Here is a 22,204-nt window from a genome sequence, read left to right as displayed (position 1 = left end):
CGCATTCACTCCTTACCAGAGACTATTTTGCGTCATTTTTTTGGATAATTGATTTGTTAGTATTAGCAGTGAGAAATTGATTACAGAATTAAATAGTCCTATTGCAGTAGCCAAACTATACTGTGCGTTTAGCAGTCCCACCTTGTACACATAAGTCGAGATAATCTCTGAAGCCGGTAAATTCATCCCTTGCTGCATGAGAAAGGCTTTTTCCCATCCGACGGCCATTACGCTTCCAACGCCAAGAATTAGCAGAATCATAATGGTAGGCATGATAGATGGCAGATCGATATGCCAGATCCTTCTAATTGTAGTAGCGCCATCCACGGTGGCCACCTCATGTAATTCAGGGTTAACTCCACTGAGCGCAGCCAGATAGATGATGGCGCTAAAACCCATAGTCTGCCAAATTCCTGAGGCGATATATATCGTTCGGAACCACTCGGCGCGCGCCATGAAATTAACAGCATCACCGCCGATCATCGTAATTAGGTTGTTTACAAAGCCAGTACTTGGAGCTAGAAATACATTAAGCATGGATACAAGAACAACCGTTGAAATAAAATAGGGTGCGTATGTCACGGTTTGAACAAATCGTTTAAAAACTTGTTTGCGCACCTGATTGAGCAACAAAGCGAATATTATTGGGATTGGGAAGCCGATCAATAATGAAAAAACACTAAGCTTCAACGTGTTGATCAAAACATTCGTAAACACATAGGAGTTAAAAAAGGTTTCAAAGTGCTTGAAGCCCTCCCACGGGCTGCCTAGTATTCCATGAACAGGATTGAAATTTTTGAAAGCGATGATTATTCCGTACATTGGAGCATATTGAAACAGTATGAGATAGATCAAGGCTGGCATTAAAAGAACATACAATTGCCAGCTCTTGATTACATTTCTAATCGCAATTTTATCCATCATAGCTGTTGGCCTCCAGTTCCCCTATCATTCCAATTCACGATATGTAATATTGTGAAATTCCGCCGTCCCAAATTGTGAATAGAATCGGAGATAATTATATTGCTTTCCAGATCTGCTTATCATCGTCCTTACGCCATTCACGCAAAGATCTATATACTCTTTAGTCACAACGGCTTCCACAATAACCTCTTGATCCAAATCATTGATATTATAGAGGGATGTGGCTTCATCTTGCGAGAAGCTACTGCTATTTATCTGATGTATTCCCAATTTTCGTCCCGCAGGATCGAACCTGACTTCATTGCCATGATCGAATTTATCTGAATGAGCTAGAGTGAAGCCATAGTACATATTCGGGTATGCTGGAATGACTTTAAATTTAAGATAATAATCGTTCTCTATTCGCAAATGGCCGCCTGCAGCATAACCTTCCAAATTGTCCAGAGTGAACGACTCTATTGTTTGCATCATGTTCTTGGAATCAGTGTAATCATGTAGTTCCTCTACGAAATTTGTACCTAGAGAACCATCCGAGTGCTGTATTAGCTCACGAATGACGAGTTCACCGCCATATCTTCCTGGTTCAGACAAGAAACCAACAACTAATCTTCTCCCGTCTTTGTAGGCAGCTGACTTAGGTACACGTAACTGAACACCATCAATAATATCTACGGCCGGTCTAATCCAAGGACCAAATTTATTACGGGAATAGCGATATCTTGCAGTACCATCATTACTAAATATGAGATAGTACCAACCGTTCCATTCAAAATAGTCAGAGCATTCCGGTTGGTCATGGTAACCGGGAACAATAAACGGCGTGTGTTCCACCCACGTCCTGAGGTCAGTAGAAGTCATATGTGCTAGACAGCCCTGTGCAATGTCACCGTCCATGATGCTCGTCGTGATCAACATGTGATAGGTACCGTTATCTTCTCTAAACACATGTGGATCCCTCACCGAACTGAGATGATATCGGCCCGATAGTGGGATATAAACACCTGACTTCTCGAAATCAACCCCATCAACGCTCGTAGCAAAGGTTAAGCGGGCTGGTGAGCCATCAACAGCACGAACCGCGTAGTATGCATAATAATGAGTATTATCCTGAATAATGGACCCCGTACAGATTGATCCTTCCCATTGTTCGGTTATAGCCACAGAAAGGGGAAAGTGCTGCCAGTCCCTGAGATTATCCGAAGACATGTGTGCCCATTGATGAGCCCCTAACCCCCATTTACTTCCATGACCCCGGCGATCAAATAAGTAGAAAATATGAAATGTACGACCATCGAAATAGGGCATACAGTCACCAACGCCAGTGTTGAAGCCGCGCGGGCGCCAATATTGAACGGAAGTGGATTCCTCGCCCAATAGCTCATTGGCCTTCTGTTCCACCTGCTTCTCGTCACCGAAAAGCTCGAACATCTCTTGCTGGCTGATTTCATAATTAAGCAATCTTCCCTGTTTGATTTTTGCCCAATCGATAGTCACCTCTCGGAGATTAATGGACCCCATTGGCCATTCCTCATCAATCAGTACACCATCCATATGCAGAGCGAGATGAAATCCGTTATACCGGATCATCACCTTAAGCTGCTCAGCCTTTTGAAGAACCTCCATGGGTGCGAACAGCTTTAGCGGTGTTTCCTTTGCATCGGTATAGATCTCCGCCACAAAAGTAAGCGCTTTCGATTCAGGCAGAAATACCAGTTCAAGCCGGATTATATCTTGCATATCCTCTGTATAAACTCGCAATACCTGTCCCTCTGTTATTTCGGAGAGCGATAATAGAATCGTTGTCGCTTCTACTAAACCCCAGTCAATAGTTGCAACAGTTCCACCCTCATTCAAAATAACTTCACTCGGTACAAACTCAGTATTCTTGTTCATGTTTCTTGCCCCTTTCATCATTTAGGAGAATATTAGTAAGCAAATAATTCTCTATTTTTCTGGTAAAGCTCTTTGTATAGACCGTATTGATGATCATAGAGACTCTTATTTATTGCATTAGGGACTACTGGCTCTTCGTTCATCTTAACGATTACCGAGCATGCCTCCTCAAAGCTATCATATAAGCCGACCCCAACGGCAGCTGTGATTGCCGCCCCAACACAAGCATGTTCTGTCATGGAGCTGGTATACACCTCTTGCCCGAACACATCCGCCAGAATTTGTTTCCACAAGGCGCTTCTGGCCCCCCCACCTGAGACGATTACCCGATTTATTTGGACATCCAACGATTTAAATATTTCCAGTCCATCTCTCTGAGAGTAAGCTACTCCCTCCAAAACTGACCTCACCATATGATCACTACGATGATTGAGGTGGAGTCCGAAAAACATCCCTTTAGCGTTAGGATCCATATACGGCGTTCGATCACCAATCAAATAAGGTAGAAAGAGAAGACCCTCGCTGCCTGCGTTAATGTGACTAGCACTTTCATCCAGAAGGCCGTAATCCAGCTTATTAAGGATATTGTGAGCCAACCATTTCAAGGATAAACCAGCACTCATCGTTGCTCCGAGCAGATACCATCTGTCAGGTACCGAGTGTACGTAGGTATGTACCCTTAGCTTTGGATCATAAGTCGGCTGTAATATGGGGGCTAGCAATTGGCCTCCTGTTCCGAGCGTACATGAGACAACTCCCGGATTAATAATGCCGTTGCCAACAGCTTGCATCGGCTGGTCGGCTCCTCCAAACACGACCGGAATATCCGCACAGAGTAAGCTCTGAATAGATGCTTCCCGTGTAACTACACCGCTGACTTCCCAGGAATACCGAACAGAAGGGAACAGATCCGGGTCGATGCCAACTCGCTCCAATAACTCAAATGACCATTCATGTCCAGCCACACTAAAAGCCGCAGTTCCTGAGGCATCCGACATCTCTGAAGCAATCTCACCCGTTAGCCGATAACGGATATAATCCTTTGTCGTTAGAACCTTATGTATTCTCCTATAGTTGTCCGGCTCGTGTTCCTGCATCCAGAGCAGCGAAAGCAACTGAAATCCAGTAGCCACCGGATTCTGGATAAGCTCACCTAACTCTTCTTTTGAAAAAAGCGCCTCTACCTTATCCTTTTGTGAAATCGCCCTTTGATCACACCATATAATGGCAGGTCGTATAATGTCAGCGTTTGCATCTAAAGCGACAAGACCGTGCATTTGACCTGAAAGACCAACAGCTTTAATCTCACTCCCGTTCTTAGACGATTGACTGATTGCATTAGAGCAGGTGCTGCAAACGATCTCCCACCATACCTCCGGATCTTGCTCTGCATACCCTTCGGTCGGAATATCAATGGAATACTCTTTTTGAGCGATACCGAGAATATTACCACTGAGATCCATAACCATCGATTTCACACTTGAGGTACCGATATCAATACCAAGTATCATGGATGCGCCCCCTTACTTTTGTACTTTCAATATTTGGTATTAATTAAGATGATTATAGATCAATCAATTCATTCAATCAATACATTTTTTTAAAAAATATATGCACCTTAAAAACTATGTTTTAAGCTGATTTTCGCGCACAAAAAAAGAGCGCCTTTTTTGAAAAGGGCACTCTCTTGAAGGTGACACTATGCTAAGCCTTAGGCCATAAATGAACGGATGGTTGATTCAACAGATTATCAATAGCTATTGTAGCTGCACCAATTAACATGAAATCCTTATCTGCTGGTGCAAGCTTAATTTCCAAACGATTCCATACATCCGTCAAAACATTTTGTTGTATGACCTGTGATACGGTATTTAGTAATCGATCTCCCACCGCCGCAAACTCGTCTCCCAATACGATCTGGCTAGGGTTATATACATTGACGACATTTACCAGACCAAAACCAAGAAACCATGCCGCTCTCTGTACGGCTTCTTCAACGATTGGATTACCAGCTTCTAGAGCTTGGCAAACGGCTTGGATTGAAGTGTATTCATCTCCAAGCACACGTAGAAGTGAGGAAGTCGAACAGTAAAGCTCGAGGCAACCATTATGACCGCATTCACATTTGGGACCGTTGTAATCGATACTCATATGACCAATCTCGCCAGCCATACCCAGGGAGCCGCGATATACTGTACCATCGACAACGATACCAGCCCCAACCCCTTGTCCAGCGGTTACAAAGATGAGGACACCGTGATCTTGATGATCACCAAACCACCAATGCGCCATCCCGCCTGCTTTGGCGTCATGCTCTAAATAAACAGGGATTTCATATTCACGTGTCAATTCTTCCTGTATATTTATTTTTTCCCAGCCAGGGAAGTTGGACATCAAGGCAATTCGACCTTCATTGCGGAATAATGGACCTGGAGTAGCCATTCCGATTGCATATATTTTACCAACCGTATTCGTTGAAATGGCTTCGGTAATTAAATCCTTCATTTTCTTAAATGCAATGGCGGAACCTTCACCAGGATTGATCGATAACTTCTGGAGTCCATATTCAGTGCCGTTCAAATCATACAAACCAACCGAAATGGATGTGCGTGTAAGTCTAATTCCTATGATTTTATAATATTCACTATTTAATTTAATTCCGATTGAGCGGCGCCCTTTTTTCCCTTCGATCATGCCAGTTTCGACAATTAAACCCCAATTAATCATCTCATTGATAATATTAGTAATGGTCGATTGTTTTAACCCAGAGGCTTGGGCTATTTCAGCTCGGGAGCAAATTTGATTTTTCCTTACCAATCGCATGACTAAAGATCGATTCATTTCCTGTACGTCTTCTAGGTTAGTACCAGATAATGTTCTTAGCGTGGTCGAGCTCAAGAAAATCCCTCACATCCATATAGAAGCCTGATTAATACATCTATTCAACATATTCATTATCATTTCATTCCTTAATACTTAATCCTAAAGAATTAAGGTGAAAAATACAACTTCAATTTTCATTTGCAGGCTAAGGATCAGCCTAACACCCATTATACTACGGAATGAAAATGTAAATACATACAATAATACCTGATGAACGAATTCGGCCCGCCTGCGGCAGACAGAATAGAAGAATAGCCCTTCAGGCTGCCTGAAGGGCTTCTCTCATTTTATAAGTATAAGTCCGATAGCTTCGTAGCGCGTATTAGGAAAGCTCGGCGTTCAACCGCTCTATCAACTCTACCAGTTCAAGCGGTTCGCGCACCGTATAGGTCGGTCGCTCCGACTCATCGGCTGGCGCGTGCGGGTAGCGTGGCGTCCAGCTTTGGAAGATACTCGTAATGCCCAAAGCATTGGCGCCCTTCATATCACGGCTCAAATTGTTGCCAATCATGACGATGCGAGGGAAATCCGCCTCGGACAGATCCAAAGCGCCTACGGCAGCCTTGAACATACGTGGACTCGGTTTGCTTGCTTTCACGGTTTCAGAATAGATCATGGTTGTAAAATAATCGTAAAGCCCGTGCTGCTTGAATACGTTCTTGAACGATTGCGCGTCGCCATCAGCGACCAGCGCAAGCGTATACCCTTTGTCGAACAACGTTTTGACCATGACGTCTGCGCCCGGAATCAGCTCTGCGCGCAGCACGATTCCCTCATCATCCCTTACTTCCGTTGACTCATCGATAATCGTGTCGCCACTATCCAGAAATACGATTAATCTTTTCTCCATATGCCAAACAGCCTTCCCCCCTATTAATTTGCCGGCGAGCTTGTCGATTCCCTGACGATCAGCTCGGGCTGCATGACGATCCTTTGCTTAATCTCGTTCGCGTTCTCCACGCTGCGGATCAGCAAGTCAAATGCCAGCTTGACCATTTGGTCCATCGGCTGTGCGATCGTCGTAAGCGCCGGATTCGTCACGGTAGACAGAATCGTATCGTCAAAGCCGATAATCGACAACTGCTCCGGTACCCGTACTCCTGCTTCCTTGGCGGCTTGCAATGCACCGATCGCAAGCAAATCATTGCAGCAAAATATCGCCGACGGACGGTTTTCCCCGCGGATGAGAGCCTCTGCCGCCCGTTTGCCATCTCTAATACTGGACTCGCACGAGATAATGTTAGCTTCGTCAAGGGTAATTCCCGCCTCAAACAACGCGAATCTAAACCCTCTTACCCGCTCGAGGCTGCTGGTTACTTTGAAATTTTCAGACAACACCGCAATTCGGTGATGGCCTCTGCCAAGCAAATGCTCGGCGGCAAGCCCCCCGCCCTTGAAGTCGTCTGTCAGCACGCTATGAACTGGCATCGCGGCGGCTTCCCTTGCGATCATGACGATAGACAGCGATTTTTCCGCCAGCTGCCTCAAAATATCTGCATTTTCCACACCGGTCCCGATCAAAATGCCGTCTACGCTTTTTTGCTCCAGCAGCCGAATATATTTCTCTACCCGGTCATCTTTGTTGTCCGTACTGCAGACGATGACGCTATACCCTTCGGAATGAGCTAAATCCTCTACAGAACGGGCAATCTCTGAGAAAAAGGGGTTGGATACATCAGGAATCAGAAGCCCGATTGTGTATGTTTTCTTGCCCATCAATGCCGAAGCGATTACGCTTGGCTGGTACTGGAGTCGCTCCATTACCTTGAAAATTTCATCACGTTTTTTGCTGCTTACTTTTCCTTTGCCATTTATCGCATTGGAGACGGTCGCGATGGAGACGCCCGCCTCCTTGGCAACATCATATATCGTGGTCGCTTTCATGCCCAACCTCATTATCGTCGGATGTTAAGGACAGGCAATAAGCCTCCTTACCCGGATATTATCCGATTTATCCGCTCGATTTGCAAACGATTTGCAAACGTTACGGAGATTACGGCTGCTGCCTTGTTGCAATCCATGCGTGATCGGGGTCGTTATGGAACTTCCAGATGCGGGTCGGACCCGCCATAACGTTGAGATAGTAGACCTGGTAGCCCGGAGGCGCCGAAACGGGATGATACCCTTGCGGAACAAGCACAGCTTCGCCGTCTTTGACCGCCAAAGTCTCATCCAACGAGCGGTCATCCGTATAGACGCGTTGGATGGCGAAGCCTTGCTCAGGCTTCACATGATAATAGTAGGTTTCCTCCAGCAGCGACTCCTCGGGAAGCGCGTCGCGATCATGCTTGTGGGGCGGATAGCTGGACCAATGTCCTTCCGGCGTAAACACTTCCACGACAAGTAGGCTGTCGGCAGGCTTTTGCTCGGGCAAAATATTGTGAATGAACCGCTGCGTCGTTCCCGTTCCCCTGACCTCGACGCCAACGTCTTCCGGTGCGATAAGGCGCGCGGGATGATTGCCTTTGCCGGGTGCTTCACAGACGGCCAGCTCCACTTTCGTTAGCGCCACAAGCTCGTACAGGTCATCGTTCGGAACATAGACAGAATAAGGCGGCGTCTGCTCGAATACGCTCATTCTTTGACCGATATTCATCCAAGAGGATTTCGTCGTCGTCACGTTGGCCAATCCGCCGAGCAGTACCAGGCATACTTCGTTCTCCCCGGTTGTCCGGCTTAACTTTTCCCCCGGATTCAATTGGTAAACTTCGAAACCGACATAGCTCCAGTCTGCCGATTCCGGCGTAATCGAAAGTACGGGAGTAAGTCCCGAAGCTTGACGATCCGGGCTTACGATCAGTTTGCTCATGCGTTCACACCCTCTCTTTCCATTCCTTAAGCTCCGAGAGCTTGACACTACGGTTGTCGCGCAGCGAAAGCTTCGCGGCGAGCGCGATTCTCTCAGCCTGGCAGGCATCCGCTCCGCTGACCGAAACGTCGCCGCCTTGCAGCAAAACATTGATAAACTGTTCGGTTTCTTCGATATAAGCCGTATTGTAACGCTCCAGGAAGAAGTGAAGCGGCTTCTCGCTGATGATGCCTTCTTCCGTACTGAGCACGGCCGTGTTAGGATGATCGTTCGTTGCCGCTGCGGAGCCTTTCGACCCGAATACTTCGGCGCGTTGGTCATAACCGTAAACCGCTTTGCGGCTGCAATCGATAACGCCAAGCGCGCCGTTTGCGAAGCGGAGCATTACGATCGCCGTATCGACGTCGCCGTGCTTGCCGAAAACCGGATCGATAAGCACGCTCCCTTGTGCGTATACTTCTTCTACCTCGCTGCCCGAGAGGAAGCGAGCCATATCGAAATCATGGATCATCATATCCATGAAGATGCCGCCCGATACTTTAATGTAGGCTTCCGGCGGAGGTGCAGGATCGCGGGAAGTGATCTTGATCAGTTGTGTTTCGCCGATCGCTCCAGCCTGTACATGCTCGCGGATCCGCTTGAAATTATGATCGAAGCGGCGGTTGAAGCCAACTTGAAGCTGAACCCCTGCCTTGCGAACCTCTTCCAGCGCTTCCTCCGTCTGCCGAATGTCCATGCTAACCGGCTTTTCGCAAAAAATATGCTTGCCCTGCTGCGCTGCACGCTTAATGAGCGGCACATGCGTATCCGTGGAAGAGCAAATGAATACGGCGTCTATGTCCGGATTCGCCAGCAGCTCTTCGCTGTCCTTCGTCACGAAGGGAATGCCTCTTTCTAGTGCCCACTCTGTCAGTTCTGGACCGGCAAACAGATCGCTGATCGCAACGATTTCCGCTTGCGGGTGTCTTCTTAAATTGTCAGCATGGATTTTGCCGATTCTGCCTGCACCGATGATGCCAATCTTAATTTTTTTCATACTCGTCCGCCTTTCTCTTGTCCCGAGCTGCCGAATAGCCGCATGTAGTCGCGGACGGCAGCCCTGATCGCTTCGCGCGCCGGATTCAAATCATGTCTTGGATCATAGGTTTCCGAATGGTTATACAAATAGTCCCGGATCGTCTGCGTGAAGACGGTTTGGTCATCGGTATGCCGCAATTACCAGCGAGCAGTTACCATTTTTTTGCGAGTGTAAAACTCTACGCCGTCCGTGCCGTTGGCATGTAAGTCGCCGTAAAACGATTTTTTCCAGCCTGAGAACGGGAAGAATGCCATCGGAGCCGGTACGCCGAGGTTAACGCCAAGCATGCCTGCATCAATCGTCTCGCGGAACTGCCGTACGCTGCTGCCGTTGCTTGTGAACAAGCAAGCGCCGTTGGCGAAGTCCGAACGGTTGGCGATAGCAATCGCCTCTTCCAGCGTTTCTGCTCTCATGACGGAGAGGACAGGAGCGAAGATCTCATCTTTCCAAATTTTCATCCCGCAGCTTACCTGATCAAAAATTGTCGGTCCTACGAAATAACCGGCGGATTGAACGGCAGCGTCTTTGCGGCCGTCACGCACGAGCAAGCCGCCTTCGGTCTCGCCGGACTCGATATAGCCGATCGTTCTTTCCTTATGTGGCTTGCGAATGACAGGACCCAGGAACGTTCCTTCTTCCAGTCCGTTTCCAATCGTAATATTGTCCGCCGCTTCGGACAATCGGCGTACGAGCTCATCGCCGACTTCGCCGACTGCAATGACAACGGCACAAGCCATGCAGCGCTCGCCCGCTGAGCCAAATGCCGCGCTGACGATTTCTTTAACCGTGAGGTTAAGATCTGCGTCTGGCAATACGATGGAATGGTTTTTGGCGCCGGCAAGCGCTTGAACCCGTTTGCCGTAAGAAGTACCCGTTTTGTATACATATTCGGCAACCGGCTGCGAGCCAACGAAGGAAATAGCCTGCACGTTCGGATGCTTCAAAATGCCGTTTACCACATCATGCGCGCCGTGGACGACATTCAGCACGCCAGCAGGCAATCCCGCTTCGTGAAATAGCTCGGCAAGGCGGTTAGCCAGCAGCGGCGTACGCTCCGATGGCTTCAGGACAAAGGTGTTTCCGCAAGCAATTGCAAGCGGGAACATCCAGCAAGGAACCATCATCGGGAAGTTGAATGGCGAGATGCCTCCAACGACGCCGATCGGGTAGCGGTACATGCCGGATTCCAAATTCGTTGCAATATCAGGCAACTGCTTGCCCATCATGAGCGTCGGAGCGCCAGCTGCAAATTCGACGCATTCGATGCCGCGAAGCACTTCACCGTGCGCTTCGGCATAGCTTTTGCCATTCTCTGTCGTAATGAGGCGTGCAAGCTCTTCCCAATGGTCAACGAGAAGCTGTTGGTATTTAAACAATATGCGGGCACGTTTTGGAACCGGCGTCCTGCTCCAGGTCTCGAATGCTTTTCTCGCCGTTTGAACGGCCGCGTCCACGTCGGCTTCGGAAGAGAGCGGAACTTGCGCCAAAACTTCCTCGGTTGCAGGATTATATACATTATCGTATTTCTCGGCAGAGGCCTCGACCCATTGTCCGCCAATCCAGTTTTTAAGTGTAGTCGTCATGTTATTCCCTCGTTTCTTCAAGTAGTAAGCTTGCAAGGCGATGAACCCGCAAACCTAGCTTGCGGTAATTTCACCGCGATTGCAGCATTCGATGTAGTCCATGACTTGCTCTACCGTTGGCATTGCATCCGAGCAGCTATGGCTGGAGATAACGATGCATGCCGCCGCGCTTCCGAACTCCATGCTCTTCTCAAGCGTCAATCCCGACATAATTCCGTATAGGAAGCCAGCCGCGTAAGAATCGCCTGCCCCGAAGGTTTTGACGACTTTGGCCGGGTACGATTTCGCTCGATGCTCCAAACCATCGGTCGTATAAGCGATCGAGCCTTCTTTGCCATGCTTAATGATGACGATTTTCGCGAAATGATTGAACCATTTGGAAGCGGTGAAGCGGTCGCTGTGTTCCACGTTTTGCTCGAACCGCTCCATGCTGTCGAACTCTTCACACGTGCCCACGATGATGTCGCTTTTTTCCGCTGCTATGTTGTAATATACGGCTGTTTCTTCGGGAGAAGTCCAGGAATAAGGCCGGAAATCGATATCAAAAATAACGGTGGTGCCATGCTTGCGAGCATAATCCAAGGCCAGAAACACGGCCTCGCGTGAAGGACTTGCCGCCAGCGCCGTACCGGAGACGAGTAGTGCTTTGCTGTCCGCGATGAGCGACTCGCTCACTTCCAGCGGATTCAGAAGTAAATCAGCAACGTTGTCCCGGTACATAAGGATGCTGCATTCCGATGGGCTCTTAATTTCGGTAAAAGCCAAGCCCGTAACGGCTCCCGTCTTGTCTGTCACGACATGCCTCGTGTCGATGCCTTCATTATCGAGATAGTTCCGGATAAATCTGCCCATTTGGTCATCCGCGATTTTGCCAATGAACGCCGTTTTGTTGCCCAGCCGGCTCATCCCGATCGTGATATTCGCTGGTGAACCGCCTACATATTTTGTAAACGTCATCGTCTGCTCCATCGGACGGTTGATCTCGTTGGCATTGAGATCGATACATAGACGTCCAATTGCCGTAAAATCAAACTTTCTGCCGGAAGGGAATGAAATGGTAGACAACTTACTCACTCTCCTTCTCATCTGTTAAGGAAACAAGGTACTCGATAGCTCTGGCCGCATACTCTCGTGCCGGATGCTCGCCCGGATCCTGCTCGCCCTCTAACAGTGCCCAGCCGCCGTATTTCCGGTCGATAAGCTCTTTCAAGATCGGACGGAAATCGATATTCCCGTCTCCCGGAACAGTAAACACGCCATTGCGAATGCAAGTGACAAAATCGACACCCGACGCTTTCGCTTCCTCAAGACGATTCACTCGCACATCCTTCAGGTGTATATATGCGACCCGATCATAATGCTTGCGAAGCAGCTCCGCTGGATCCGCCCCACCATATAACGCGTGGCCTGAATCAAACAGCAGGAACACGGCTTTCGGATCGGTTAAAGCCATTAGCTTGTCGATTTCCTCCGGGCTTTCGACCGCCGTTCCGCCATGATGGTGATACGTCAGCTTTAGCCCATATTCCAGCGCGATGTTTCCTGCAGCATTCAAGCCTTCGGCCAAGCTCGCCCAGCCTGCTTCATCTAGAGGGATCACTTTGGTCTCGTTCGGCGTGCGGCGGGGATCGAAATGCAGTGATCCCCCAACCTCGCAGGTACTAATAACCTTGCTTCCCATTTGCTGCAAAAACTCGGCATGCTTGCGGAAAGCTTCCAGCTCTGATTCACGGTAGCCGGGATCAGAGAACAGCACCGATTTCCATTGGGAGACGAGCTGGATATTCCGTTTCGAAAGCTCCTGCTTAAGCAGCTCGATATCGGTCGGAAACTTTCTGCCCATCTCCGTACCATTCAAGCCGAGTGCTTGAATGTCGTCCAAAATTTGCTCGTAAGTCGTATGCTCACCATGCTCCTTTACGTCTTCGCCGACCCAATTGATCGGATGAACGCCTAATTGAAAAGGAAACAACGCCATCTATAATCCCTCCTAGTAGGCTTTTGCCTGTGCCAGCTTTTGGTTCATTTCGTTATGCGCCGCAACGACCTTTGCACTCTCCGATACAGCTGGAATGCCAACATTCCACCACGACTCGTAGCCGCCCGTATTCGTGCCGGCCAAAACGGGAATTTCGATTAGCGTCGAGCGCGTTTCTGCCTTCGCTTCCTTCAGCGCTTGGCGAAGTTCCTCTGCATTAGACGCTTTGTAAGAAGCAAGACCCAAACTGCGGGCATGGGCTGCAAAATCGATTGGCAATGGCTCACCGGTATAACGGCCAGACTCTGGCTCGCGGTAGCGGAATTCATTGCCGAAGCCATCGCTGCCATGCCCGCGCTGTAGGTTATGAATGCATTGGTAGCCGTGATTATCGAACAACAGCACCGTCAGCTTTCTTCCTTCCTGCAAGCTAGTCACCAGCTCGGAGTGAAGCATCAAATAGCTTCCATCTCCTACAAGGGCATAAACTTCCCGTTCGGGCTCAGCCAGTGCAGCGCCAAACGCGCCGCTCACCTCGTATCCCATGCAGGAGAATCCGTACTCCATATGGTAGCCGCCCGGCGAGCCAACCCGCCACAACCGTTGAAGATCGCCCGGCAGGCTGCCTGCTGCGCAGACGATTACAGCATCTTCATCAATCGTTTCATTGATGACGCCGAGTGCGTGCGTTTGCGCAAAGCCATCTTCCCGCTCAAGCGTATACAGCCGGTCAATTTCTGCATTCCACTCTGCGTTGATGTCAGCAATCTCGCCGTCTTTGTAGGCAGATGAATATCCCGCTTCAGCAAGTCCTTCCGTGAGCAGTCGGATCGCTTCCTTCGCATCCCCCGAAAGAGCCGTGCCTTCCAGCTTTGCCGCATCCATACGGTTGATGTTGATATTCAGAAATTCGACGTCCTGATGAGGGAAGGCCGACTTGGAGGATGTCGTAAAGTCGGAGTAACGCGTTCCGACGCCAATGATCAAGTCTGCTTCTTTAGCCAGCTTGTTTGCAGCCAATCCGCCGGTTACGCCAATGCCTCCGACGTTTAGCGGATGATTCCAAGGCAAGGAGCCCTTGCCCGCTTGCGTCTCGGCGACTGGAATGCCGAATTTTTCGGCGAATGCGGCAAGCGCCTCCGTCGCGAAGGAATATTGCACGCCTCCACCTGCTACGATAAGCGGTTTGCGCTTCGAGGCTACGAGCTCGACCGCTCGTTTTACCGCCTCAATCGAAGGCTGCTGACGATCCACAACATGAACCCGCTTCTCAAAGAAGGATGCCGGGTAATCGTAAGCTTCCGCCTGCACATCCTGTGGCAAAGCAAGCGTCACCGTTCCGGTATCCGCCGGATCCGTCAACACCCGCATCGCTTGAAGGGCTGCGCTCATCAATTGCTCAGGACGCACAATGCGATCCCAATATTTACTCACCGGCTTGAAGCAGTCTGTCGCCGCAATCGTATAGTCATGTCCGGCTTCCAATTGCTGCAGCACCGGATCAGGCTGTCTGGATGCAAAGTTATCTCCCGGTAGGAGCAGCAGCGGGATGCGGTTAACCGTCGCCGTTCCGGCTGCGGTTACCATATTCAAAGCGCCGGGACCGATCGAAGTCGTACAAGCGTAAATGCTTGTGCGGTTCAATTGCTTGGCATACGCGGTCGCCGCATTCGCCATTCCTTGTTCGTTTTTGCCCTGTATGAAAACCAAGCTGCCCGGGCTCCGTTCCAATGCTTCGCCGATACCCGTCACGTTGCCGTGGCCGAAAATTCCCATTACTCCAGCTACGAACTTCGTTTCTGCACCGTCAATGGAAATGTATTGTTGATCGAGAAATTTCAATAAGGCCTGTGCCATTGTTAGCCGGATTGTGCTCATAATATCCTCCTCGACTACTGAGTTAAGCGCTTATTATATAAACGCTTTCAAAACAACCACATGTTTGATAATAATTATAGGTAAAGCGCTTAATCTATATATTACATATATGCGCTGTGCAAATCAATCATAATTTAAGGAGGAAATTTCTTGTTTGGCTATTATAGTAATCAGGTGCCAGTTTGGATTTTCTTCAGAGGAATTGCAGAAGGATCGACGAAGGGAGTTTTATTAGAGTATGTACGTATAAATATAGTATGAAAAGAAGTGTTCCATTTGTGGAAAAATCCACTTAGATCCTCATATTCAAGCAGTAAATAAAATGTTTAAATTACATATCTCTCTTCCAAATAACAGTGTGGATTATTGGCAGATCCCCCGCTTCTTCACGCGACATCAGCGCCATCTCCCTCATAACCCCACGTTTGAAGGGATAGGCTTTCATCATTTGCTCAAACCCGCTGAGACCATTCGTGTAAAAATCCTCCATCTTAAGTTCTTCCCGCCACAATGGTTAGTAAATGCTTCCGGAATTGTACTTTTTGGACGTTTTCAACCAGGCGGTGGGCTCCAAGGCGACGCGAAAGCGATGGATGGCAGCATGATGAGCAGCAAGCCGACGACCAGCTTAGAATTCCAGGAAAGCTTGGACAAAACCGGTATCATCGCGAACACCCCCCATTGCTGTCTGGATAGCCTATTTCCCCTGATAAAAAAAGAAAACCCGCGATTTACGCGGGAAGGAATGTGTACATGCTTTCGACATCACGATTTACGCGACAATTTGTAAAGAAAAGAAAAACCCGGAACGATAACTGTGCAGGTTTTGCCGCAGTCGTCTTGGGCGTCTACCCTTTGATTCCTGCTAGATCGGCCACCCATACTTATCATCGAGTTGGTCGATATTCCGGGCAGATATTTCTCCGGCACCGCCGTAGCAGCCTCCTTGGACAACAGATCGCCCAATTTCGTGTTTTCGTTAAAGGCTATTTCCTTCGCCTCATTCATTGCAGGTTGTTCGTCGTTACTCACGACGCTGCGGAGTTGCTCAAGCATCCCGGATAGCGTCTCCTCGTTCATCGCTCCTCCGGAGAAGGGAAGGAGCGCGCGGAGCGGACATCAATGCTCCCATCGTCGCACCTCAAAGAAAAATTAAAAAAACTGACGCCGATTGAATACCGGCGCCAATTCGTATCCTTGATTATTCGTGCACTTTCGGAAGAAGAAGTCCATGCGATACCAGAAAATGATCGGCATGCCTCAGTGTGTCAAAGAAATCGTCGTTTCCATCTTCCCGATAATTGAAAAAACCATGCTCTCGATGTTCGTAGGGAATAATCGTACATAAGTTGCCGTGACCTTCCATTTGGCGCTGGAAATCAAACACGCTTTGAATCGGAACGAGTTCATCGGATGTACCGTGAAAGATCATGGTCGGCGGAAGCCCCACGCGAATGCGATGAATCGGCGATATCTCGAGCGAACGTCCCCCTAATCCGATCGTAGAAGTATCCAGTGCCGGATTGAACAGAAGCATGGCGGCCGCCGGACATGTCCAATTAGTTTCGGCTTGTGCCGCGATAACGGAACAGGCCGCTAAATGTCCTCCCGCCGAACCCCCTCCGACCACGATTTTGTCAGGACTGAAACCGAACGTCTCCGAAAGTTCGATAATCCTTCGAAGAGCAGCTCTAGCATCCTCTACGCACTCGAATGGAGTAACCCCGTGCCTTGACTTCACGCGGTATTCCGGCGCGACGGCGATCATCCCTCTGGAAGCAAAGTACTCGCACTGCATATGAAATTGATCAGGAGATCCGAAAGTCCAGCCGCCTCCAAAAAACAGGACAATGACACTCCTCTCTTTGGTAGCAGAAACATCTTCATGGGGAAGATAGAATCGCAATAGCAAACTCGTGCCGTCGGCGGCCTGAAAGCGCTCTTCGATTCTTCTATTAGATTTATTCCGATTATGGTTCACTTGCATATACTTCCCTCCGAAGTGTGATATTCGATCCGACAAATATATGGATTTTCGTTTGGTCTCGTTTACCCTTCGATTCCTGCAAGTTCGGCCACGACGGCCATGAAGATTTCATTGCTCATGTTCGCTTGCGGGATGGCGGCCAATTGCTTGAGTGAGAAGTCTTTACCCATACTTATCATCGGGTTGGTCGATATTCCGGACAGATGTTTCTCCAGCACCGCCGTAGCCGCCTCGTTGGACAGCAGATCGCCCAATTTCGAGTTCTCGTTAAAGGCTATTTCCTTCGCCTCATTCATTGCAGGTTGTTCGTCGTTACTCACGGCGCTGCGGAGTTGCTCAAGCATCCCGGACAGCGTCTCCTCGTTCATCGCTCCTCCGGAGAAGGGAAGGAGCGCACGGAGAGGAAGGTAGCGCATCATCGCCATCATCATCTCGCCCGATACGGCCTCCGACGATACCGTTTGTGGCATCTTGCTTTGCAATTCCAGAAGAACCGGAATCGTACGCGGATCGGACATCAACGCTCCCATCGTCGTGTTGCGATTGAACGTCGGAACGATTTCCGTCGTCGATTGCACATTCACGGTCACTTGCAGCTCGATGTTCCGCGAGGAACGACCGATCAACACGTCGTACGCGCCTGTTTCGGCATGCCAGTCTTTGAACTCGACGTCGTAGAACGCGAAGCTCCGCTTATCGAGCGTGAAGATCACCGTCTTCTCTTCATCGGGCTCCAGCGCCACTTTGGCGAAGCCCTTCAATTCCTTCTCCGGACGAATAACGGCGGAATCCTTCGCACTTACATAAAGCTGCACCGTCTCTTTGCCGAAACGGGAGCCTGTATTTTTCACCTTGACGCTCGCCTGAACAGTTTCTTGGTCGGTGATCTCGGTCCGGTCCAGCTTCAGCTCCGAATAGGCGAAGGTCGTATAGCTTAGGCCGTGACCGAACGGGAACAACGGCTCGATTTCCTTGGCGTCGTAGTAACGATAGCCGACGAACAGCCCTTCGCGATATTCCACCCGATCGCCTTCGCCCGGGAAGAACGGGTGCGACGGATTGTGCTTCAATGTCTTAGGGAACGTTTCCGCCAGCTTGCCGTTCGGATTCACGTCGCCGAACAGAAGGTCAGCGATCGCGCCACCTAGCGCCTGTCCGCCCAAATACGCTTCGAGTACGGCTTTGACGCTGCCGATCCAAGGCATGACGATCGGCGCTCCGTTGCTGAGTACAACGATGACGTTCGGCTGAACGGCCGCGAGTCGTTCGATCAACCTAATTTGATTGGCAGGCAAATCCAGATGCGTCCGATCGTAGCCCTCCGATTCGTACCGATCGGGCAGACCAAGGAACACGACGGCCGTATCGGCTTCCTTCGCCCGTGCCATCGCTTCCTCGACCAGCGATTCGACGGTCTCGTCACTGTCCAGTTCATAACCTCGCGCGAATAAGATATCCGCAGCGCCTCCGGTCGATTTCGCGAACTCTTCGCGGATATCATCCAGCTTCGTCGGATTGACGTGCGAGCTGCCGCCGCCTTGATATCGCACCTTTTCGGCCAACGCGCCGATGATCGCGATTCTGCCTTTCTTCGGAAGCGGCAAAATGTTACCCTCGTTCTTGAGCAGCACCATCGTGTCCCGCGCGGTTTCCCTGGCTAACCGGTGATGCGCTTCTTTGTCGTAGGTAGAGTCGGTTTTCTTGTTGTCGACCGCTTTGAGAACGACCGATAACAGCCGTCCGACTGATCGATTCAGCGCGTCCTCCGACAGCTTTCCACTACGAACGGCTTCCACGATCTTGGCTAGGCCGATGCCATGGCTCGCCGGCATCTCAAGCTCCATGCCAGCGGCGACGCTGTCGACCGCCTCGTTGACTGCGCCCCAATCCGAGACGACGATCCCCTCGTGTCCCCATTCCTTCTTCAAAATGTCGTTGAGCAAATATTCGTTCTCAGAGCAATACGTACCGTTCAACTTGTTGTAGGCCGACATGACGGTCCAAGGCTGCGACTTCTTGACAGCCGTCTCGAAGCCCGTTAAGTAAATTTCCCGCAAGGAGCGCTCGTCTACGACGGCATCGGTCGTCATCCTGCGGTGCTCTTGGTTGTTGACAGCGAAATGCTTTAACGATGACCCTACGCCTTGGCTCTGCACGCCACCGATATGCGAAGCGGCCATCTCCCCGGTCAAATACGGATCCTCCGAGAAATATTCGAAATTGCGGCCGCAAAGCGGAGATCGTTTAATGTTCGCGCCCGGACCGAGCAGAATGGAGACGCCTTCCGCTTGGCTTTCTTTCCCTAACGCTTCGCCTACCCTGCGAATCAATTCACGATCCCATGTGCTGGCCAACCCGGCCGCCGATGGGAAGCAGGTTGCAGGAGCGCTCTCATTAAGACCCAAATGATCTGCTTGCCCTGCTTGTTTACGCACGCCATGCGGGCCGTCGGTCATCATGATCGAAGGAATGCCGAGCCGTTCGATCTCTTTCGTCGTCCAGAAGCTATCGCCCGAGCAAAGACCGGCTTTCTCTTCCAACGTCATTTGTGCAATCCATTCGCTAATTTTTTGTTCCATTGTTATTCCTCCCAAATAGGATATTCGATCGTGTGGGGGACCAGTTCTCCGTTCGTCTCGAAATCACCGAACCGATTGCGGAGCCAAGCGGTCGAAAGCTTAAACCAATGAGCAAAATCCGCGTTGACCAAGTATCCCATTCCTCCCGAACTCGATGGCGTAGCAAGTGACAAACCATGGACGCCGTTCTGGAAAATATGCAATTCGAACGGAACCTCTGCACGGCTCATCGCTGTCGCGAAAGCGAGCGCATTGTTCACGGGAACGACGGCGTCCTCGAACGTATGGAAAATAAAGGCTGGAGGCGTCGAAGCGTCCACATGCTCGTCGACCGCTGGCATTGGCGAACGCAAGAGATGATTCATTGTCGACAATATGCAAGGATAGCCCAATATCAAGGCATTCGGCCTGCTACTGCCCATCGTTCCTAGCGAGGCGGCCAAATGTCCTCCGGCGGAAAAGCCGCAAACTGCGATTTTATCCGGATCTACACCCCATTCCTCGCTATGCTTCCGGATGAGTTCCAGCGCCTCTTCCGCATCGTTCAGCGGCCTTGGAAACGCGGCATTCTCAAAAAGCGAATATCTTAATACGAAAGCATGATAGCCTTCGGCCAAATAAGACATCGCGATCGGTTCGGCCTCTCTGTCCGAGCAAAAGTAATACGCGCCTCCAGGACAAATCAGCACGGCGGGGCGAACGTCGGCGTTCCGCATTTCCAGTGAAGGATCCAATAGATATGCCGTTAACGTAACGTTCTCATTGGTTAAGGGGATGACCGAAATTTTCATCGAAAGTCTCCTTTTAGAGATTAATCGTAATCGCTACCAAGCCGTGCGCCGGAATCGTTAGTCGCAGCGTATATTCTTCCTCCGAGCTAATCGGATCGATCGTATCCGTAACGGGGATCGACGCTTCGAACAGTTCGGACAGCTGACCCTTGTTCGGATATTCCGGACTCCCGATCTCTACCTATTTCTTTCTCGGATTCGCGCTGTCTCCATCGACCCTCTCGATCTGCGCGGTTTTCCGGGAAGTCACTCCGCGCAGTCGAATGTATACTTCTTCATCGCTAATGGGCCGATGAGGAACTTGATGATTATAAACGATCGCCGCTCATCGTCGCCGCCATCTCGACCGTCGACTCAGCATCGCATTCGACCGGGAGGCGGGTCGTTCCCATCCGATTTAGCATTTCGAACATCCGATAGGTCGGCTTCGGAATGCCGTGTATCGTCTGAAGCCCCATCCCGTGATGGAAAGGCATCGAGGATTGCTGCGACTCCTCGAACAAGTCGGAGAAGGTCCAATAAGCATAAATGTCCGCGATACCGTCAAGATCGAAGATCGTTTTGGCAGTCAACACGGCTACGCGAGGTTCATCGAAATCGTTCTCGTAGGCGGAATTCCATTCCGTGTAATACAACGGCAGACCCCCCGCTTCTTCACGCGACTTCATCGCCATATCCTTCATAACCCCGCGTTTGAAGGGATAGGTTTTCATTGTTTGCTCAAACCCGCTGAGACCGTTCGTGTAGAAATCCTCGATCTTGAGTTCTTCCCGCCACAGCGGCTCGTCCGTCGGATACTGGTGCGTCGATACGAAGTCGATCCCGGTCTCCTTGCAGAAGGCAAGAAATTCGGGAATCCATGAATTTTTGGAAGTCGCGGGACCGCCTACCGGAATTTGCGCGTCGATTTCTTTAATCGCTTTAACGGAATGTTGGTAAAGCTTAAAATAGTCCTCCATTGTTCCGGTCCAGAAGAAGGGAATCAGATTGGGCTCGTTCCACACTTCGAAATACCAGGTGCGCACCTCTTCCAGCCCATACCTTTCGACCAGATGCTGCACGAGCCTGCGAATCAGCTCTTCCCATGCTTCATAGTCGGATGGCGGCGTGGTGTTGGCTTTATAATGGAAAATCGTGTTCTGCCCGGAAGCTAACTCTTCCGGCATGAAGCCCAACTCAACGAAAGGCTTCATCCCGTTTTCCAGCAAAAAATCGAATATGGAGTCGATTGTATAGAAAGAATAAGCCAAATTTCCATTCCACGGGTTTCTGACAAATACGCTCATGCGGTCGTCCAATAGACCATGGAACCGAACGTACCGAAAACCCATATCCATATGAGCTTTCTTTAATTGACGTCTCCAGTCTTCGCGAAGCCCCATATACGCATGGCAGCTCCCAACACAAGTTTCCCAGTAATGCGGAAAAGAAGTACCTTCGTTTGTCATGTCCAACGTAAGGTTAATTGCCATTGCAGTAGCCTCCACTAAAAAGTATCGATTTCAATTTCTACATACAGGATATAACCGTTCGCAACCGCCCACTATTCTGTTCTCGACTTTCTAATGTCACGAAGTCGAACAACCGATTTTATCATCATTTTTTAAACACGATGGTGTTGAACGATTCGGGCTCAAGTTCGAACGCTCGAGTGACGGCTCCATTTGACAAACGTACGACTCGCGAATCCTTGAAGGGATTGGACATCACGACAACAAACGTGCCGTCCGGAGTTTCGAAGGCGACGGAATTCCCCGTCCAATGCCCTTTCGTTCCAACCCGCTTGGAGCCCTTGGGGACGAAATGGGCGAAATGCTTCAT

The 22,204-nt window shown here is 49.8% G+C and carries 20 protein-coding genes; all 20 read right to left on the bottom strand.

What is annotated here, in order from left to right; genetic code table 11:
- Window positions 1–12 precede the first annotated feature (12 nt).
- Window positions 13–924: an ABC transporter permease gene (locus AC787_RS05495; RefSeq protein WP_054023855.1), complete on the bottom strand. Its 912-nt coding sequence runs from the start codon at window positions 922–924 to the stop codon at window positions 13–15.
- Between the two features lie 24 nt (window positions 925–948).
- Window positions 949–2,817 carry a hypothetical protein gene (locus tag AC787_RS05490; protein WP_054023854.1) on the bottom strand — a complete coding sequence of 623 codons (1,869 nt, stop codon included), beginning with the start codon at window positions 2,815–2,817 and terminating at the stop codon, window positions 949–951.
- A 32-nt stretch (window positions 2,818–2,849) separates the two neighbouring features.
- Complete coding sequence (xylB, locus tag AC787_RS05485) at window positions 2,850–4,328, bottom strand: xylulokinase (protein ID WP_054023853.1); 1,479 nt, start codon at window positions 4,326–4,328, stop codon at window positions 2,850–2,852.
- A gap of 193 nt (window positions 4,329–4,521) precedes the next feature.
- Complete coding sequence (locus tag AC787_RS05480; protein ID WP_235560909.1) at window positions 4,522–5,715, bottom strand: ROK family transcriptional regulator; 1,194 nt, start codon at window positions 5,713–5,715, stop codon at window positions 4,522–4,524.
- 307 nt (window positions 5,716–6,022) lie between these two features.
- Window positions 6,023–6,550 carry an HAD family hydrolase gene (locus tag AC787_RS05475; RefSeq protein WP_054023851.1) on the bottom strand — a complete coding sequence of 176 codons (528 nt, stop codon included), beginning with the start codon at window positions 6,548–6,550 and terminating at the stop codon, window positions 6,023–6,025.
- A gap of 23 nt (window positions 6,551–6,573) precedes the next feature.
- The gene (locus AC787_RS05470; protein WP_054026915.1) at window positions 6,574–7,584 is read right to left on the bottom strand and encodes a LacI family DNA-binding transcriptional regulator; all 1,011 of its coding nucleotides are present in this window, start codon (window positions 7,582–7,584) and stop codon (window positions 6,574–6,576) included.
- Window positions 7,585–7,693: 109 nt separating this feature from the next.
- The gene (gene iolB, locus AC787_RS05465; protein ID WP_054023850.1) at window positions 7,694–8,509 is read right to left on the bottom strand and encodes a 5-deoxy-glucuronate isomerase; all 816 of its coding nucleotides are present in this window, start codon (window positions 8,507–8,509) and stop codon (window positions 7,694–7,696) included.
- Between the two features lie 4 nt (window positions 8,510–8,513).
- Window positions 8,514–9,545 carry an inositol 2-dehydrogenase gene (gene iolG / locus AC787_RS05460; RefSeq protein ID WP_054023849.1) on the bottom strand — a complete coding sequence of 344 codons (1,032 nt, stop codon included), beginning with the start codon at window positions 9,543–9,545 and terminating at the stop codon, window positions 8,514–8,516.
- Entirely contained in the window at window positions 9,542–9,724 is a 183-nt protein-coding gene (locus AC787_RS33670) for a hypothetical protein (RefSeq protein ID WP_152970589.1), read from the bottom strand. Before AC787_RS33670 ends, iolG begins: the two co-directional genes overlap by 4 nt.
- The gene (locus AC787_RS05455; RefSeq protein ID WP_054023848.1) at window positions 9,725–11,170 is read right to left on the bottom strand and encodes a CoA-acylating methylmalonate-semialdehyde dehydrogenase; all 1,446 of its coding nucleotides are present in this window, start codon (window positions 11,168–11,170) and stop codon (window positions 9,725–9,727) included. It lies immediately after the preceding gene.
- A gap of 54 nt (window positions 11,171–11,224) precedes the next feature.
- Window positions 11,225–12,235, bottom strand: coding sequence for a 5-dehydro-2-deoxygluconokinase (iolC, locus tag AC787_RS05450; RefSeq protein WP_054023847.1), 1,011 nt, complete (start codon window positions 12,233–12,235; stop codon window positions 11,225–11,227).
- Window position 12,236: 1 nt separating this feature from the next.
- The gene (gene iolE / locus AC787_RS05445) at window positions 12,237–13,148 is read right to left on the bottom strand and encodes a myo-inosose-2 dehydratase (protein WP_054023846.1); all 912 of its coding nucleotides are present in this window, start codon (window positions 13,146–13,148) and stop codon (window positions 12,237–12,239) included.
- Between the two features lie 12 nt (window positions 13,149–13,160).
- Entirely contained in the window at window positions 13,161–15,026 is a 1,866-nt protein-coding gene (gene iolD / locus AC787_RS05440; RefSeq protein ID WP_054023845.1) for a 3D-(3,5/4)-trihydroxycyclohexane-1,2-dione acylhydrolase (decyclizing), read from the bottom strand.
- Window positions 15,027–15,357: 331 nt separating this feature from the next.
- Window positions 15,358–15,516 (bottom strand): hypothetical protein, encoded by a 159-nt coding sequence (locus AC787_RS34050; RefSeq protein ID WP_161807518.1) that lies wholly within the window; start codon window positions 15,514–15,516, stop codon window positions 15,358–15,360.
- A 275-nt stretch (window positions 15,517–15,791) separates the two neighbouring features.
- Entirely contained in the window at window positions 15,792–16,106 is a 315-nt protein-coding gene (locus AC787_RS05435) for a hypothetical protein (protein ID WP_054023844.1), read from the bottom strand.
- 121 nt (window positions 16,107–16,227) lie between these two features.
- Complete coding sequence (locus AC787_RS05430) at window positions 16,228–17,007, bottom strand: alpha/beta hydrolase (RefSeq protein ID WP_161807517.1); 780 nt, start codon at window positions 17,005–17,007, stop codon at window positions 16,228–16,230.
- Window positions 17,008–17,075: 68 nt separating this feature from the next.
- The gene (locus tag AC787_RS05425; protein ID WP_082360639.1) at window positions 17,076–19,592 is read right to left on the bottom strand and encodes a beta-glucosidase family protein; all 2,517 of its coding nucleotides are present in this window, start codon (window positions 19,590–19,592) and stop codon (window positions 17,076–17,078) included.
- A 2-nt stretch (window positions 19,593–19,594) separates the two neighbouring features.
- Window positions 19,595–20,383 carry an alpha/beta hydrolase gene (locus AC787_RS05420; RefSeq protein WP_054023842.1) on the bottom strand — a complete coding sequence of 263 codons (789 nt, stop codon included), beginning with the start codon at window positions 20,381–20,383 and terminating at the stop codon, window positions 19,595–19,597.
- Window positions 20,384–20,691: 308 nt separating this feature from the next.
- On the bottom strand, window positions 20,692–21,855 hold the full coding sequence (locus AC787_RS05415; RefSeq protein WP_054023841.1) for a GH39 family glycosyl hydrolase: 1,164 nt from the start codon (window positions 21,853–21,855) through the stop codon (window positions 20,692–20,694).
- 124 nt (window positions 21,856–21,979) lie between these two features.
- On the bottom strand, window positions 21,980–22,204 hold the full coding sequence (locus AC787_RS35170) for a glycoside hydrolase family 30 beta sandwich domain-containing protein (RefSeq protein ID WP_054023840.1): 225 nt from the start codon (window positions 22,202–22,204) through the stop codon (window positions 21,980–21,982).

Origin of the sequence: Bacillus sp. FJAT-28004, assembly GCF_001280845.1 — a bacterium.
Classification (GTDB): Bacteria; Bacillota; Bacilli; order Paenibacillales; family Paenibacillaceae; genus Pristimantibacillus.
This window is presented reverse-complemented; position numbering and strand designations above follow the sequence as displayed.

What these genes read in the sequence shown, in the direction of transcription:
- AC787_RS05420 (WP_054023842.1), bottom strand. Translation starts at nt 20,383, where the DNA reads ATGAAAATTTCGGTCATCCCCTTAACCAATGAGAACGTTACGTTAACG.
- AC787_RS05475 (WP_054023851.1), bottom strand. Translation starts at nt 6,550, where the DNA reads ATGGAGAAAAGATTAATCGTATTTCTGGATAGTGGCGACACGATTATC.
- AC787_RS05495 (WP_054023855.1), bottom strand. Translation starts at nt 924, where the DNA reads ATGATGGATAAAATTGCGATTAGAAATGTAATCAAGAGCTGGCAATTG.
- AC787_RS35170 (WP_054023840.1), bottom strand. Translation starts at nt 22,204, where the DNA reads ATGAAGCATTTCGCCCATTTCGTCCCCAAGGGCTCCAAGCGGGTTGGA.
- AC787_RS05455 (WP_054023848.1), bottom strand. Translation starts at nt 11,170, where the DNA reads ATGACGACTACACTTAAAAACTGGATTGGCGGACAATGGGTCGAGGCC.
- AC787_RS34050 (WP_161807518.1), bottom strand. Translation starts at nt 15,516, where the DNA reads ATGGAGGATTTTTACACGAATGGTCTCAGCGGGTTTGAGCAAATGATG.
- iolB (WP_054023850.1), bottom strand. Translation starts at nt 8,509, where the DNA reads ATGAGCAAACTGATCGTAAGCCCGGATCGTCAAGCTTCGGGACTTACT.
- xylB (WP_054023853.1), bottom strand. Translation starts at nt 4,328, where the DNA reads ATGATACTTGGTATTGATATCGGTACCTCAAGTGTGAAATCGATGGTT.
- AC787_RS05435 (WP_054023844.1), bottom strand. Translation starts at nt 16,106, where the DNA reads ATGAACGAGGAGACGCTATCCGGGATGCTTGAGCAACTCCGCAGCGTC.
- AC787_RS05490 (WP_054023854.1), bottom strand. Translation starts at nt 2,817, where the DNA reads ATGAACAAGAATACTGAGTTTGTACCGAGTGAAGTTATTTTGAATGAG.
- iolD (WP_054023845.1), bottom strand. Translation starts at nt 15,026, where the DNA reads ATGAGCACAATCCGGCTAACAATGGCACAGGCCTTATTGAAATTTCTC.
- AC787_RS05425 (WP_082360639.1), bottom strand. Translation starts at nt 19,592, where the DNA reads ATGGAACAAAAAATTAGCGAATGGATTGCACAAATGACGTTGGAAGAG.
- iolE (WP_054023846.1), bottom strand. Translation starts at nt 13,148, where the DNA reads ATGGCGTTGTTTCCTTTTCAATTAGGCGTTCATCCGATCAATTGGGTC.
- iolG (WP_054023849.1), bottom strand. Translation starts at nt 9,545, where the DNA reads ATGAAAAAAATTAAGATTGGCATCATCGGTGCAGGCAGAATCGGCAAA.
- AC787_RS05470 (WP_054026915.1), bottom strand. Translation starts at nt 7,584, where the DNA reads ATGAAAGCGACCACGATATATGATGTTGCCAAGGAGGCGGGCGTCTCC.
- AC787_RS05415 (WP_054023841.1), bottom strand. Translation starts at nt 21,855, where the DNA reads ATGGCAATTAACCTTACGTTGGACATGACAAACGAAGGTACTTCTTTT.